The sequence below is a fragment of the Heliomarina sp. genome (assembly GCF_052826185.1).
In genome coordinates this window covers 301,226-314,977 of record NZ_JBRBUI010000016.1, presented here as the reverse complement: position 1 = coordinate 314,977, position 13,752 = coordinate 301,226, and the positions used below count along the sequence as shown (strand labels likewise).

Annotated in this window: 15 protein-coding genes; 11 read left to right on the top strand and 4 right to left on the bottom strand. The window is 63.4% G+C overall.

Annotated elements, in window-relative coordinates; genetic code table 11:
* Positions 1-301 precede the first annotated feature (301 nt).
* From ACU0FH_RS04760 to ACU0FH_RS04710, 11 genes are all read left to right on the top strand, one after another.
* Positions 302-1,513: a glycosyltransferase family protein gene (locus tag ACU0FH_RS04760; RefSeq protein WP_446193588.1), complete on the top strand. Its 1,212-nt coding sequence runs from the start codon at positions 302-304 to the stop codon at positions 1,511-1,513.
* A complete protein-coding gene (locus ACU0FH_RS04755) occupies positions 1,510-2,748 on the top strand; it encodes a glycosyltransferase family 4 protein (RefSeq protein ID WP_446193587.1) in 1,239 nt (412 codons plus the stop codon). Before ACU0FH_RS04760 ends, ACU0FH_RS04755 begins: the two co-directional genes overlap by 4 nt.
* A complete protein-coding gene (locus ACU0FH_RS04750; RefSeq protein WP_446193586.1) occupies positions 2,745-3,836 on the top strand; it encodes a glycosyltransferase family 4 protein in 1,092 nt (363 codons plus the stop codon). The genes ACU0FH_RS04755 and ACU0FH_RS04750 overlap by 4 nt, the downstream gene beginning before the upstream one ends.
* Positions 3,833-4,420 (top strand): histidine phosphatase family protein, encoded by a 588-nt coding sequence (locus ACU0FH_RS04745; RefSeq protein ID WP_446193585.1) that lies wholly within the window; start codon positions 3,833-3,835, stop codon positions 4,418-4,420. The genes ACU0FH_RS04750 and ACU0FH_RS04745 overlap by 4 nt, the downstream gene beginning before the upstream one ends.
* Positions 4,417-5,556, top strand: coding sequence for a glycosyltransferase family protein (locus ACU0FH_RS04740; RefSeq protein WP_446193584.1), 1,140 nt, complete (start codon positions 4,417-4,419; stop codon positions 5,554-5,556). Before ACU0FH_RS04745 ends, ACU0FH_RS04740 begins: the two co-directional genes overlap by 4 nt.
* Positions 5,553-6,290: a polysaccharide deacetylase family protein gene (locus ACU0FH_RS04735; RefSeq protein ID WP_446193583.1), complete on the top strand. Its 738-nt coding sequence runs from the start codon at positions 5,553-5,555 to the stop codon at positions 6,288-6,290. Before ACU0FH_RS04740 ends, ACU0FH_RS04735 begins: the two co-directional genes overlap by 4 nt.
* Positions 6,290-6,778 (top strand): class I SAM-dependent methyltransferase, encoded by a 489-nt coding sequence (locus ACU0FH_RS04730; protein WP_446193582.1) that lies wholly within the window; start codon positions 6,290-6,292, stop codon positions 6,776-6,778. Before ACU0FH_RS04735 ends, ACU0FH_RS04730 begins: the two co-directional genes overlap by 1 nt.
* Before the next feature lie 72 nt (positions 6,779-6,850).
* Positions 6,851-7,540 carry a DUF1045 domain-containing protein gene (locus ACU0FH_RS04725; protein ID WP_446193581.1) on the top strand — a complete coding sequence of 230 codons (690 nt, stop codon included), beginning with the start codon at positions 6,851-6,853 and terminating at the stop codon, positions 7,538-7,540.
* Positions 7,541-7,565: 25 nt separating this feature from the next.
* On the top strand, positions 7,566-8,330 hold the full coding sequence (locus ACU0FH_RS04720; RefSeq protein WP_446193580.1) for an SDR family oxidoreductase: 765 nt from the start codon (positions 7,566-7,568) through the stop codon (positions 8,328-8,330).
* A 94-nt stretch (positions 8,331-8,424) separates the two neighbouring features.
* Positions 8,425-9,114, top strand: coding sequence for a ribulose-phosphate 3-epimerase (gene rpe, locus ACU0FH_RS04715; protein WP_088633072.1), 690 nt, complete (start codon positions 8,425-8,427; stop codon positions 9,112-9,114).
* A gap of 161 nt (positions 9,115-9,275) precedes the next feature.
* Positions 9,276-9,896, top strand: coding sequence for a trimeric intracellular cation channel family protein (locus ACU0FH_RS04710; protein ID WP_446193579.1), 621 nt, complete (start codon positions 9,276-9,278; stop codon positions 9,894-9,896).
* A 45-nt stretch (positions 9,897-9,941) separates the two neighbouring features.
* On the opposite strand, the gene ACU0FH_RS04705 is transcribed toward ACU0FH_RS04710, so the two are convergent.
* The 4 genes from ACU0FH_RS04705 to ACU0FH_RS04690 are packed head-to-tail and all read right to left on the bottom strand — an operon-like array spanning position 9,942 to position 13,751.
* Positions 9,942-11,435 (bottom strand): class I adenylate-forming enzyme family protein, encoded by a 1,494-nt coding sequence (locus ACU0FH_RS04705; RefSeq protein WP_446193578.1) that lies wholly within the window; start codon positions 11,433-11,435, stop codon positions 9,942-9,944.
* Entirely contained in the window at positions 11,435-12,208 is a 774-nt protein-coding gene (locus ACU0FH_RS04700) for an oxepin-CoA hydrolase, alternative type (RefSeq protein ID WP_446193577.1), read from the bottom strand. Before ACU0FH_RS04700 ends, ACU0FH_RS04705 begins: the two co-directional genes overlap by 1 nt.
* Before the next feature lie 3 nt (positions 12,209-12,211).
* A complete protein-coding gene (locus ACU0FH_RS04695; RefSeq protein ID WP_446193576.1) occupies positions 12,212-12,643 on the bottom strand; it encodes a PaaI family thioesterase in 432 nt (143 codons plus the stop codon).
* Positions 12,624-13,751, bottom strand: coding sequence for an acyl-CoA dehydrogenase family protein (locus tag ACU0FH_RS04690; RefSeq protein WP_446193575.1), 1,128 nt, complete (start codon positions 13,749-13,751; stop codon positions 12,624-12,626). Before ACU0FH_RS04690 ends, ACU0FH_RS04695 begins: the two co-directional genes overlap by 20 nt.
* Position 13,752 lies beyond the last annotated feature (1 nt).

Here is a 13,752-nt window from a genome sequence, read left to right as displayed (position 1 = left end):
TTGAGTTCTAAATCGAAAAACACAACCATAAGTATTTATTTCTTACCTTTCACCGACGGAATCGTGTTTTAAATGTCCCAGAGTTGTTGATAGCAATTGTGAAACGTCGCCTTATCGACATAGAGACGGCATAGAAAGCAGGTGGCCGCGCCACCGAAACTGCAATCAGACCGCGGCCGCATTGAAACCCGCGTTGACCAATTCGGAACGAAGGACGAGGCATGGACTCGATCAAGCGACAGTTCCAATCCGCGCGGGCGTTTGACGCGATCACATCCCCAACCGGGTTTTCGGAGACTCGATGATGCGCGACGATATGCAAGGGGCGTCTCATGCGCCACGCATCATGCTTTACAGCCACGACACTTTCGGGCTGGGGCATCTCCGGCGCTCGCGTGCGCTGGCCCAGGCGATCACCTCTGCCTATCCGATGTCCTCGGCATTGATCCTCACCGGGTCGCCGGTGGCCGGACGTTTCGATTTCCCGGCGCGCGTCGATCATGTCCGCCTGCCGGGCGTCACCAAGCGTCAGGATGGCAGCTATGTCAGCCAGTCCATGAGCATGAACATCGAGGAAACCACCAGCCTTCGGGCCGGTCTGATCCGTTCGACGGCGGAAGAATTCCGGCCGGATGTGCTGATCGTCGACAAGGAGCCGACCGGGTTTCACGGCGAGTTGCTGCCGACGCTGGAGATGTTGCATCGCAACGGCAGCGCCAAGCTGGTGCTGGGGCTGCGCGACGTGCTGGACGAACCCGAAGTGCTGGCCGCCGAATGGGCGCGCAAGCAGGCCATCGAGGCCATTGAACTCTACTATGACGAAACGTGGATCTACGGCACCAAGGCTGTCTATGATCCGCTGGCCGGGCTGGACCTTAGCCATGAGGCGCGGTCGCGGATGCATTGGACAGGATATCTGCGCCGCAGTGACACGTCCGACGAAACGCCACCCGAGCAGCCCTATATCCTGATCACACCCGGCGGTGGCGGCGATGGAGAGGTTCTGGTCGATCTCGTGCTGGCCGCTTATGAAAGTGAGCCCGCCCTGTCGCCGCGTGCCGTGCTGGTTTACGGCCCGTTCCTTTCCGGTGAAACGCTGCAGGCGTTCGAGCGGCGGGTGGCCGCGCTGGAGGGGCGCGTCACCTCGGTCACCTTCGATACTCATATCGAAACGCTGTTCGCCGGGGCGCAGGGCGTTGTCTGCATGGGCGGGTACAACACTTTTTGCGAAGTCCTGTCTTTCGACAAGCGCGCGGTGATCGTGCCGCGCACGGTGCCCCGGCTGGAACAATGGCTGCGGGCAAGCCGGTCGGAAGAGCTCGGCCTGATCCGGATGCTCGACGAATATCGCGACGGGCTGACGGTTGCGTCGATGATCGGCGCGATCCGGGGGCTGCCAGGGCAGAAACTGCCAAGCGAGGTGATGCCAGCCGGGCTGATGGACGGTCTCGATTATGTCACCGACCGGATCGGGGCCCTGCTGCACCAGAGTTCGGACCAGGCCGCGGAATGACAATACCCCTTGCGGTCGTGGTCAAGGGCTGGCCGCGCTTGTCCGAAACATTCATCGCCCAGGAACTGGTCGCGCTGGAAGAAGCGGGTCACAGGCTTGAGCTGTGGTCCCTGCGCCATCCGACCGACACCAAGACCCATCCGCTGCATGAACGGCTGAAGGCGCCGGTGCATTACCTGCCCGAATATCTCGGTGACGAAAAGGCGCGGGTTTTCAAAGCGTTTCGCGCCGCACGCCGCCTGCCCGGATTTCAGCGCGCTTGGCAGCTCTGGCGGGCCGACTTAGCCCGTGACCGCAGCAGCAACCGAGCCCGGCGTTTCGGTCAGGCCTGCGTTCTGGCGAGCGAAATGCCCGAGGGCACCCCGGCGCTTTATGCGCATTTCCTGCACACGCCGTCATCTGTCGCACGGTATGCGGCGGTGATGCGCGGCCTGCCGTGGTCCTTTTCAGCCCATGCGAAGGACATCTGGACCTCGCCGGACTGGGAATTGCGCGAAAAGCTCTCGATCGACCGCGCCGGGGCAGCCTTTGGTGCGACCTGCACCGATTTTGGCGCCGGTCACCTGCGCGATCTGGCCGCCGATCCCGACCGGATCGAATTGATCTACCACGGTCTCGATCTTGCACGCTTTCCCGAGCCGCCCGCCCGGCCCCTGCGCCATGCGGATTCGCGGTTTCACATGCTGTCCGTCGGGCGGCTGGTCGAGAAAAAAGGGTTCGACCGGCTGATCGACGCGCTTGCGCTCTTGCCCGAGGGGCTCGACTGGCACTGGACCCATATCGGCGGCGGTACGCTGAAAGACGCGATGTGGCAGCGCGCCGAGGCCGCCGGGCTGAACGCCCGGATCACATGGCGCGGGGCCTGCGACCAGCCCGACGTGATCGAGGCGATGCGGCAGGCCGATCTTTTCGTGCTGCCCAGCCGTATAGCCGATGACGGCGACCGCGACGGCTTACCGAACGTGCTGATGGAGGCGGCATCGCAAAAGCTGCCGATCCTCTCGACCTCGGTCTCGGCAATCCCCGAATTCATCACCTCGGGCACGCATGGTCTGCTGGTCCGCGACAAGCCCGAAGACCTCGCCGATGCGATGGTGCAGGTCGCGACCGAACCGCGAGCCGCGAAGGCGATGGCCGAGGCCGCCTTTGACCGTCTGCACAATGCTTTCACGATGCAACCGGGTATCGCAAAGCTCTCGGCACGCCTGACGGAACTTTGCGGCGGACCGGCATGAAAGACGCGAGGATCGCCTTTTTCGCGCCGATGAAAGCGCCCGACCATGAGACACCTTCGGGTGACCGGGAAATGGCGCGCAACCTCATGACGGCGTTGCGGGCAACCGGAGCGAAGGTCAATCTGGCCTCGGATATGCGCATCTATGATGGCGCGGGCGATCCGTGGCAGCAATCGGCGCTGATGGAAGCGGCCAAGCCCGAAATTGCGCGGCTTACCGAGGAATTCGCGCAAGATGCGCCGTCGATCTGGGTGAGCTATCACAACTATTACAAATCTCCGGATTTAATCGGTCCTCCCGTCTGCGCGGCGTTGAACATCCCCTATGTGCAGATCGAGACCAGCCGGGCACGCAAACGCCTCTCCGGCCCCTGGGCCGGTTTCGCCCGCGTCGCCGAAGAGGCCTGCGATGCGGCCGACCTTGTGTTTTACATGACGGTCCATGACCATGAGACACTGGAACGCGACCGGCCGGACGGACAAAAGCTCGTCCGACTACCACCGTTTCTGCCGCTGGAAGAGCTGCCCGCGCCCTCCCCGCTCGACAGTCCGGACATATTTGCTGCAGGCATGATGCGGGCGGGTGACAAGCTGGCCTCCTATGAACTTATCGCGGAAACGCTGGACCTGCTGGACGATCAGCCGATGCGTCTGCGTATTGCCGGGGACGGGCCGATGCGCCGCGAGGTGGAAAAGCTGATGGCGCCCTTCGGGGACAAGGTGCGTTTTCTCGGGCGGCTGGATGCGGGGCAAATGGCGCGGGCCTATAGTAACGCATCGCTGTTTTTCTGGCCGGGCGTGAACGAAGCCTATGGGATGGTTTACCTTGAGGCGCAGGCGATGGGCCTGCCCGTGGTGGCGCAGGACAGGCCCGGTGTGCGAGACGTGCTGGCACTGGGCGCTCACCCGGCGCCGGAGGACGGGCCGCAAGCCATGGCTAAAGCGATCCGGAGCCTGCTGAACGACACCGCATTGCGGGCAGAAAGGGGCAGGCAGTCGCGTGCCTATGTTGCGGAAAACCATCTGCTGACGACGGCGCGGGACATTCTGAACGGGGCTCTGTCTCCCCTGATCGCGGGGGCCTCATGATCCGGCTTGCTTTGCTTCGCCATGGTCCCACGGAATGGAACCGCATGGGGCGTATTCAGGGGCGCAGCGACATCGCGCTCGACGATCAGGCGCGGCTGGATCTGGGCGCGCTACGCCTGCCCGGCGCATGGGAAAAGGCGGAACTCTGGTCCAGCCCGCTGGCGCGCGCCCGCGATACGGCGACCTGCCTGACCGGACGCATGCCGCAGATCAGTGACGCATTGATCGAGATGAACTGGGGCCGCTTTGAGGGGCAAAAAGGGGCCGAGCTGATCGAAGACCCCGAGAGCGGATATCGGCATATCGAGGATTGGGGCTGGGATTATTGCCCGCCCGACGGGGAAAGCCCGAGGATGGTCAGCGAACGACTGGATCCATGGCTCGACGGGCTGACCCGGGATGCGGTTGCGGTTTGCCATATCGGGGTGATGCGGGTCTTGCTGGCGCGTGCGCATGGCTGGGATTTCACCGGTCCCGCGCCGTTCCGGATCAAGCGCAACCGGCTCTATATCCTGACGCTGGACGAAAGCCTGAGCGCCGATCCCGAACCGCTTCGCCTGATTTCGCGCGAGGCGGGCGCATGAAGGTGATGATTGCCGTCACGCACCTGCTCGGGTCGGGTCATCTGGCACGGGCGATGGTGCTGGGCGAGGCCTTTCACGCAGCCGGTCACGAGGTGACGGTTGTCTCGGGCGGTGGCGCGATCGAAAGGCTGAAAAGGCCCGGCGTCACATTGCTGCAACTGCCGCCGCTGCGGTCGGACGGGACGAATTTCACCCGGCTGCTGGACGATAAGGGCAGCGAGGCGGGTGAGGCCTATCTTGCCGCACGCCGGAAATCACTGGTTAACGCACTGGCTGATATCGCACCGGATATCCTGATTACCGAGCTTTTCCCCTTTGGCCGCAGGGTGCTTAGGGCCGAGTTTCTCGACCTGCTGGGCGCTGCGCGTGACATGGCACCCCCGCCGGTCGTTCTAAGCTCAATCCGCGACATTCTTGCACCGCCGTCGAAACCTGATCGCGCGGCCAAAACCGATGAGATCATCGACCGGTTCTACGATGGCGTGCTGGTGCATTCCGATCCAAAGACGACTCCGCTCGACGCAAGCTGGCCAGTGAGTGACAGCCTGCGGGCGCGACTGCATTACACGGGTTACGTGGCACCCGCGCCGGCAGACGATCACCCCGAGCAGGTTGGCAACGACGAAGTTCTGGTAAGCGCCGGAGGTGGCGGTGTTGGCGGTTCTTTGTTCGATGCGGCGCTTGTGGCAGCGCGGCTGTTGTCATCTTACCGCTGGCGGCTGCTTGTGGGCGGTGAAGACGTAGCGGAGACCATCGCGCGCTTGCAGCGCAATGCCCCCGACAACGCGGTCATTGAGCCAGCGCGACCGGATTTCCGCCAGATGCTGCGCCATGCGGCGGGGTCGGTCAGCATGTGTGGTTATAACACGGCGCTTGACCTCATGCAGGCGGCGACCCCTTCGGTACTGGTTCCATTTGATGCGGGTAAGGAAACCGAGCAGAGCCTTCGGGCCGAGGCGCTGGCGCGACTGCCCGGATTTGAAGTGCTGAAATCGGCGGATCTGACACCGGAACGCCTTGCCAAGGTCGTGACCGATGTCATGGCCGCACCGAAACGCTCCGGTTCCCACGCGCGTTTTGACGGGGCGGCGCGGTCGGTCGATATTGCCTGTGCCATGGCGGAGGCGCGCAAATGAACTGGAACGCGCTGGAAGCTGAGCTGGGGACATGGCGGGCTGAGGGTCTGACCCTGCCGTTCTGGTGGCGGGACGATGACGCGATCGAACCCACAGCGGCGCTGGACCGGCTTTACGGGATTGCCACGTCACTGGACCTGCCGCTGCACCTTGCGGTGATCCCGGAACCGGCAACCGACGAGCTGGGACAGTGGCTGAACGCGCGCGGTCTGGCCGTGCCGCTGGTGCATGGCTGGGCCCATCGCAACCACGAATCTCCGGAACGGAAGAAAGCGGAATTCGGAATCGCCCGGCCCGTCGAAACCGCGCTGAAGGATGCGCGCGAGGGCTGGTCCCGGCTTGGTGGTTTGCTCCGCCATGCGCCTGCCCCGCTTTTCGTGCCGCCGTGGAACCGGATTTCGCCCGAGGTCGCTGATGGTTTACGCGGCATAGGATACCGGGCGCTGTCGACATTCGGACCGCGCAAGAGCACGAATGAAATCAACACCCATCTCGACCCGATCGACTGGCGCGGGACGCGCTCGGTCGTGGCGCCGGACAAGCTGCTGGATCAGGCCGTTGCCCTGCTGGCAGACCGGCGGGAGGGCCGGGCGGACAATAGCGAGCCCTTTGGCCTGCTGACCCATCACCTTGTGCATGACCCGGCGATCTGGGATTTTACCGAAACCTTTCTGCGCCTGATGGCAGATGGACCTGTCCGGCCGTGGCGCGCAACCGAACTGGAAAGTAACTGATGAGCCGACTGGATTCGATGCTGCGCCGTCTGGCGGCACAACGCGACGGGCTGAACTGGGCGGCGGGGTTGATCTCTGACCTGTCGGGCGACGTGGCCGACCTCGGGCTAGGGAATGGCCGCACCTATGACCACCTGCGCGGGATTCTGCCTGACCGGCGGATCTGGGTGATCGACCGTTCGTTGAACTGCCACCCGTCCTGCGTCCCGCCCAAGGAGGACTTTCTTGAGGGCGAGGCCGGGCCGATGCTGGACCTGCTTGCGGAAAAGGGCGTCAGCATGGCGCTGGCGCATTACGATTTCGGCTTTGGGGTCAAGGATCAGGATGTGGCCGAGGCCGCGCGGCTGAGCCCGGCAATCGCCAAGGTGATGGCGCCCGGTGGCATTCTTGTTTCAGGACAGCCTCTGGTCGGTTTCACCGCCCTGAAAGGGCCAGACACGATTGCCCCGGACCGCTATCTTTTCTACCGCCACGATGGGGAAAACTGAATGCGCATCGACAACGAACAGGCGCACATAAATTCCGCCCGTCAATTTGGCGGGACGGCAAGGGGCTAGACCGTGGAATACAAACGCTACGCGCTTTACTACGCGCCGCCCGAGGATGCGGAATGGGCGCGCTTCTGTACCCGGTGGCTCGGCTGGGACATGACCGAGGGGCAAGTCGTCGCCCCGCCCGAGATGCCGCCCCTGCCGCTGGATCATGCCGAAATCATCCGCGCGCCACGGAAATATGGCCTGCACGCAACGCTGAAGCCACCCTTTCGACTGACCAACGGCACCACGCGAGAAGGTCTAGAAAAAGCCTGCGAAGATTTATGCGCCCACATCGCTCCCTTCGATCTGGATGGCCTGCAACTGGCGCGACTGGGCCGGTTTATTGCCCTGCGCATCCAAGGGTCTGACACGGCAATGCGCGCGCTGGCCGATACGCTGGTCAGGGACCTCGACGGCTTTCGCGCACCGCCCACCGATGAAGAACTGAAGCGCCGCCGGGGCAAGGGACTGACCCCCGCACAGGAGGCCAATCTTGTGCAATGGGGCTACCCTTATGTGATGGAAGAGTTCCGCTTCCACATCACGCTGAGCAGTTCGCTGCCGCGCGACGCGATTGAACCCGTCGAAACGGTGCTGCATGAACGGCTGACCCCGCTCTTGCCGCAGCCTGTACCGATCCGCAATGTTGCGCTGGTCGGTGAGGCCGACGACGGCAAATTTCACATGGTCCGGCGCTTTCGCCTGGGCGGATGAACACTGAAAATGACAGGAGGATACGATGACTGTCACCAATAAAACCGTACTCATCACCGGGGCGAGCCGGGGCATCGGCGAAGCCACGGCGCGCCATCTGGCCGATCTGGGGCATAACGTGGTTCTGGCCGCGCGCAGCGGCGGCGCAATCGAAACCATCGCGCAGGAAATCAACGACGCGGGTGGCAAGGCGCTGGCCGTGGCCTGCGACGTAAGCGATTGGGCCTCGGTTTCCGACCTTGTCGCCAAGACCGAAGACCGGTTCGGCCCGGTGGACGTGCTGGTAAACAATGCCGGAGTGATCGACCCCATCGCGCGGATCGACGAAAGCGACCCCGAAGAATGGGGCAAGGTCGTCGATATCAACGTCAAGGGCGTCTATTACGGGTTCCGCGCGGTGCTGCCGAGCATGCTTGAACGTGGCGAAGGCACGATCATCAACATCAGTTCCGGTGCCGCGACCGGCGCGCTCGAGGGTTGGAGCCATTACTGCGCGACCAAGGCGGCGGTTCTGTCGCTGACCAAATGCGGCGACGTGGAATACCGCGACAAGGGCATTCGCATCATGGGGCTGAGCCCGGGCACCGTGGCGACCGACATGCAGGTAAAAATCAAGGCCTCGGGCGTGAACCCGGTCAGCCAGCTCGATTTCTCTTCGCATATCCCGCCCGAATGGGTGGCCCAGGGACTCGCTTTCCTGATGACCGAAGGTGGCGACGCCTTCCGGGGCACCGATTTCTCGCTGAAAACCGACGAGGGGCGCAGGCTGGCCGGGCTTCCGGCGGCCTGACCCCATGGCGCGGGCCGAAAGCGACAAGTTGCCCCTATCGACCCGCGCCGGCGGGGCTTATATGCCTATCAACTTTTGCCGCACAGGTGCTGCCATGACATTCGACCGCAAGATCAAGATCGCCCCGTCCATCCTCGCCTCGGATTTCGCCAATTTCGGTGCGGAATGCGAAGCCATCGAAGCCGAGGGCGCGGATTGGGTCCATGTGGATGTGATGGACGGGCATTTCGTGCCCAATATCACCTTTGGTCCGGCCACCTGCGCCGCGATCCGCCCGCATATCAAGGGCGTGATGGACGTGCACTTGATGATCGCCCCGGTTGATCCCTATATCGACGCCTTCGCACAGGCGGGGGCCGATGTGATCAGCGCGCATGTAGAGGCCGGTCCGCATATTCACCGCACACTTCAGGCAATTCGCGGTGCGGGGGTCAAAGCCGGTGTCGCGCTGAACCCCGGCACACCGGCAAGCGCCGTGGCTCATCTGCTCGACCTGACCGACCTGATCTGCGTGATGACGGTAAACCCCGGCTTTGGCGGGCAGAAGTTCATCGATATGAGCGCCAAGGTGAAAGAACTGCGCGCGATGATCGGTGACCGCCCCGTGCATATCGAGATCGATGGCGGGGTGGATGTGAACACCGCACCGCTGGTCGCGCAGGCGGGTGCCGATGTACTGGTCGCGGGTTCCGCCGTGTTCAAGGGCGGCTCGGTCAGCAACCCCGGCCCCTATGGCGAAAACATCCGCGCCATCCGCGCCGCTGCCGAGGGCGTCTACGTCTGATCGTGACGGCGGTGTGGGGTGACGCTTTCCCCTGACGGTTCCGGGGCGCTGAGTTTCACCGCCTTTTCCTAGCTTTACGGCAATTCCCGTGTGAGGATGCGATCGTTGCGCCGGTTGGCGTTCGATCCTGTCGAGGTGAGAAAAGAAGGAAGGGAGATCAGATGTTTGCGACCACCCTTTCCCTTCTGCTCGACGTGCTCGGCACCTTTGCCTTTGGCCTCAGCGGGGCGATGGTCGCGATCCGCAGCAGGCTTGATCTGTTTGGGATCCTTGTGCTATCGGCGGCGACCGGCGTGGCGGGCGGGATCATCCGCGACCTGCTCTTGGGCGATGTGCCCCCTGCCGCGCTCCAGACCTACTGGCCGCTTGCGGTGACCGGCGCGGCGGGGCTCTGCGCGTTTTTCTTCGGGCCGCTGATTGACCGGATGAACCGGCCCGTGATGCTGCTTGATGCCATCGGGCTGGGGGTTTTCGCGGTGGCTGGGTGCCAGAAGGCGCTGGCCTTTGGGCTGGAAACGCCCGGCGCGGTTCTGCTTGGCATGATGACGGCGATTGGCGGCGGAATGCTCCGCGACATCATGGCCGCCGAAGTGCCGCGTGTGCTGCGCGAGGATGTCTATGCGCTCGCCGCCCTTGCCGGCGCTTTCGCCTATGTCTGCGGTCTCTGGCTGGGCCTTCCCGATACGGCAGCGGTGGTCAGCGCGGTGTTACTGGCCATCGTGCTACGGGTCGCGAGTGTCCGATACGGCTGGAAGCTGCCGCGCGCACGGGGCACTGATTAGTCCTTTGCGCTAAAGCCTTTGGCCGGGCCTGAACCCGGCTTTTACTCAATCCAACTTGTCCGCGAAGGCTTCGAGCAGCTTGTGCTTGAGGATCTTGCCGGTCGGCGCGGCGGGCAGTTCCGTCGCCACGATGATCCGCTTGGGCCGCTTGTAGCCGGTCAGCCGTTCGGCGGCAAAAGCGCGAAGTTCCTCGACATCCGGCATATCGTCCGGGGCGGCCTGCACGAAAGCCAGCACTTCCTCGTCCCCGCCCTTGCGGCGTCCGATCACCGCGCATTGGATGACCTTGGGGTGGTCGTTTATCGCGGCCTCGACCTCGGGCGGGTAGACGTTGAACCCACCGTGGATGATCAACTCTTTCGAGCGGCCCACGATATGCAGCCGGTTCTGATCGTCGATTTTGCCAAGGTCGCCGGTGCGCAGCCATCCCTCGGGATCGAGCACAGCAGCCGTGGCCTGGGCATTCTTGTAATAGCCCTTCATGATGTTCGGGCCTTTGCAAAGGACTTCGCCAACTCCGTCGCCGCCACCGGGCACGTCTTCGTCGATCTTCAGCGCGGTCCCCGGCAGGGCGGGTCCGCAAGAGGTGTCCGGATCGCCGATTTCGCTATGGGTCACGGTGGCACCGGCGGTGGTCTCGGTCATGCCAAAGCCGTTTTGCAGCGGCAGCCCGTAGAAAGCCTCAGCCTTGCGTTTCCAAGCTGGATCAAGCGGCGCGGCCCCCGAAGAGACATAGCGCAACGTCTTGCCCGGCAGTTTCTCATGCCCCTGTTCGCGGGCGTATTGCATAAGCAACGCATGCATCTGCGGCACGCCGGAAAACAGGGTGATGCCGTTGTTCAGCGCTTCGTAAAGACGGGCGGCGGAAAAGCGGGCCTCGAAATGGATATGGGCGCCTGCGACCGTTGCGGCGGTGATCATCGAGGTCAGGCCGAACACATGGGTCATTGGCAGCACGCCGTAAATCTTGTCGCCCGCGACAATGTTCCGGCTGTTGGCCGAGCTTTGGCCGCCAAACCGCAGGTTGCCGTGGGTCAGCATCACGCCCTTGGGCGCGCCGGTTGTTCCGGTGGTATAAAGCAGCACCGCAACATCGGGCAGATCATCGGGATCGCTGTCATAGGGCGTCGACAGGTGCATCTCGCCAAAGGCACCGCTGATCGGTTCGGCGCCAAGCCGTTCGGCATGGGCCTTGGCATCGGGCGAGACCGCCGAGGCAAACAGCATCGCGGCCGGACGGGCGTGTTCCGTCAGCTTGGTCAGCTCGCCTGCCGTCTGGCGTGCGTTGATCGGCGAGACGATCACCCCCATGCGGGAACAGGCAAAGACACTGGCCATGCCCGCACCGCTGTTTTCCGTCACCAGCATGACACGGTCACCCGCCTGCACACCCTTGGCGCGCAGCAGATCGGTGATCTGGCGGCAGGCCGCATCCAGACCGGCAAAATCCCAATGCGTGCCAACGGAATCCGTGACCGCAAGCGCCGTGGGACGCGCAGCGATCTGCGCGTCAAGGTAATCGTGCCATCTGCCGTTCATTACTTGAATTCCGCTTTCCGCTTTTCGAGGAAAGCCGATATGCCTTCGCTCGCTTCATCCCCGACCTGCGCCCGCGCCATCGCGTCGCGTTCCAGATCAAGCTGGGTGTCTTCGCTGTTGTCATACCCCGAGGCGACCAATCCCCGGATCACGCCCTGCGCCACGCGTGGCCCCTTGGCAAGCTGGTCGACGATCCTGTCGGCGGCGCTGTCTGTCTGACCGGCTTCCACGACTTCGCTTATCACGCCAAGCTCTGCCATGCGTTCGGCGGTAACCGGGCGCGCCAGAAGGCACATCTCCATCGCAAGCTGACGCGGCAGCATCTTGGCCAGCGAAGAGGTCAGCCCGCCGTCGGGCACCAGCCCGGCGCGCACATAAGAGGCGATGAACTGCGTCCCGGCGCTGGCAACGATCATATCGCAGGCCAGCGCGATCGAGGCCCCTGCCCCGGCGGCCCCGCCTTCGACGGCGGCGATCACCGGCACCGGGCAATTGCGGATCGACCGGATCATCGTATGCAGCCCGTCGATCTTTTCGCGCCGCTCAGGTTCCGAGAGCTTGCGCCGTTCGATCAGCACGTTGAGGTCGCCACCGGCGCAGAAATACCCGCCCTCGGAGGTGAGGATCACAGCGCGGATACGCGGATCTTCGGCTTGCTTGGTCGCCTCGACAATGGCCGCATACAGCTCGGGGCTGATCGCGCCCCGGCGCTTGGCGTTCATGTTCACGACAACCAGCCGGTCGCCTTTGTCGTCTATCCGCGCCAGAGTCATTACCTAGCTCTCCTGTCGTACTGTCTTGTAGACGCCGGTGCTGGTGGCAACCAGCACGCCATTGGCATCGCGAAGCTCGCCTTCGATGAACATGGTCTTGCGCCCGCCCCCGGTCACCCGGCCCGTCGCCACAACCTTGCCCGGTCCCGCCGGGGCAAGGTATTGCGTGTTAAAGGACAGGGTCAGCATCTGGGGCAGCTTTTCCCGGTCAAGGCTGAGCGAGCCGGTATAGCCACAAGCGCTGTCGAGGAGCATCGCGATGATCCCCCCGTGCAGCACCTTGTGGCGGTTCGTATGCTGATCACCGACCTCGAGCGTGAGACGCGCGCGACCGTCCGACTGGCCGACATCGACCACCCATCCGATCAGACGTTGCGCTCCGGTTTCGCCGGTGATCAGCCCTTCATCGGTGACTTCAGGCAGCGCTGAGCTCAATGAACCGCTCCAGATGGTAGTCGATGTCACCGAAACGATGGTCGCACATGACGATCCGCTTCGCGATATGGGCAAGCTCGTATTCCTTGGTCATCGCGATACCGCCATGCATCTGGATCGACTCTTCGGCGACCAGACGGCCGACGCGACCGATCAGGTTGCGGGTCGATGCGTTCTGACGCGCCGCATCGGCGGTTTCCAGATGACCGGCAGCATTGATAACCGCGGAACGGGCCTGCTCCATTTCGATCAGCAGGTCGGAATATCGATGTGCCAGCGCCTGGAAGCTGCCAATCGGACGCCCGAACTGCTTGCGCTGGGTCAGGTAATCGCGGGTCAGTTCAACCGCCGTATCCATCGCGCCCAGCGCTTCGGCAGCCAGAGCCACATCCGCAACCGCGATCACGTCGCTCAGCGCGGCAAAGCCTTTGCCCGCCTCGCCCAGACGGGCGCTTGCCGGAATCTTCACCTCGTCCAGCGTGACCTCGGCCGCACGACCGCCCGCAAAGAGAGGGTAGCCGCGCATGGTCAGACCGGCGGTTTCCGCAGGCACGAGGAACAGCGAGATGCCATCCTTGTCCGCCGCATCGCCGCTTTCACGGGCCGACACGATAAGCTGGCCCGCCGCCTCGGCGTTAACAACGACCGATTTGCGCCCGTTCAGCACGATTTCGTCGCCGTTCGCCTTTGCCGTGCTTTCGACATAGGTCAGGTCATAGCGCGAAACAGGCTCCCCATGGGCGAGCGCGAGGTGCAGAGAGCCCCCGATCACCTCTTCGACCAGTTCCTTCTGGCTGTCGTCGCCCAGCCGCGCGATCAGGCCGCCTCCAAGCACGGCGGTATCGAGGAAAGGTTCGACCACGCCCGCGCGGCCCAGTTCCTCGAACACGGTCGAGACGTCGAAACCAAAGCCGCCGAAACCGCCCTGCTCTTCGGTGAACAGCGCACCGATTACGCCCAGCTCGGCCAGTTCGGCCCAGATTTCGGCGCTCATGCCTTCTTCGCTGTCGATGATCTTGTTGCGGGTTTCCGTATCGTATTTGTCAGACAGATAGCGACGCAGGGTGTCCTGCAGCATCTGCCGTTCTTCAGTCAGGTCGAAATTCAAG

What these genes read in the sequence shown, in the direction of transcription:
- ACU0FH_RS04730 (WP_446193582.1), top strand. Translation starts at nt 6,290, where the DNA reads ATGAGCCGACTGGATTCGATGCTGCGCCGTCTGGCGGCACAACGCGAC.
- ACU0FH_RS04755 (WP_446193587.1), top strand. Translation starts at nt 1,510, where the DNA reads ATGACAATACCCCTTGCGGTCGTGGTCAAGGGCTGGCCGCGCTTGTCC.
- ACU0FH_RS04760 (WP_446193588.1), top strand. Translation starts at nt 302, where the DNA reads ATGATGCGCGACGATATGCAAGGGGCGTCTCATGCGCCACGCATCATG.
- ACU0FH_RS04710 (WP_446193579.1), top strand. Translation starts at nt 9,276, where the DNA reads ATGTTTGCGACCACCCTTTCCCTTCTGCTCGACGTGCTCGGCACCTTT.
- ACU0FH_RS04720 (WP_446193580.1), top strand. Translation starts at nt 7,566, where the DNA reads ATGACTGTCACCAATAAAACCGTACTCATCACCGGGGCGAGCCGGGGC.
- ACU0FH_RS04700 (WP_446193577.1), bottom strand. Translation starts at nt 12,208, where the DNA reads ATGACTCTGGCGCGGATAGACGACAAAGGCGACCGGCTGGTTGTCGTG.
- ACU0FH_RS04750 (WP_446193586.1), top strand. Translation starts at nt 2,745, where the DNA reads ATGAAAGACGCGAGGATCGCCTTTTTCGCGCCGATGAAAGCGCCCGAC.
- ACU0FH_RS04740 (WP_446193584.1), top strand. Translation starts at nt 4,417, where the DNA reads ATGAAGGTGATGATTGCCGTCACGCACCTGCTCGGGTCGGGTCATCTG.
- ACU0FH_RS04745 (WP_446193585.1), top strand. Translation starts at nt 3,833, where the DNA reads ATGATCCGGCTTGCTTTGCTTCGCCATGGTCCCACGGAATGGAACCGC.
- rpe (WP_088633072.1), top strand. Translation starts at nt 8,425, where the DNA reads ATGACATTCGACCGCAAGATCAAGATCGCCCCGTCCATCCTCGCCTCG.
- ACU0FH_RS04735 (WP_446193583.1), top strand. Translation starts at nt 5,553, where the DNA reads ATGAACTGGAACGCGCTGGAAGCTGAGCTGGGGACATGGCGGGCTGAG.
- ACU0FH_RS04705 (WP_446193578.1), bottom strand. Translation starts at nt 11,435, where the DNA reads ATGAACGGCAGATGGCACGATTACCTTGACGCGCAGATCGCTGCGCGT.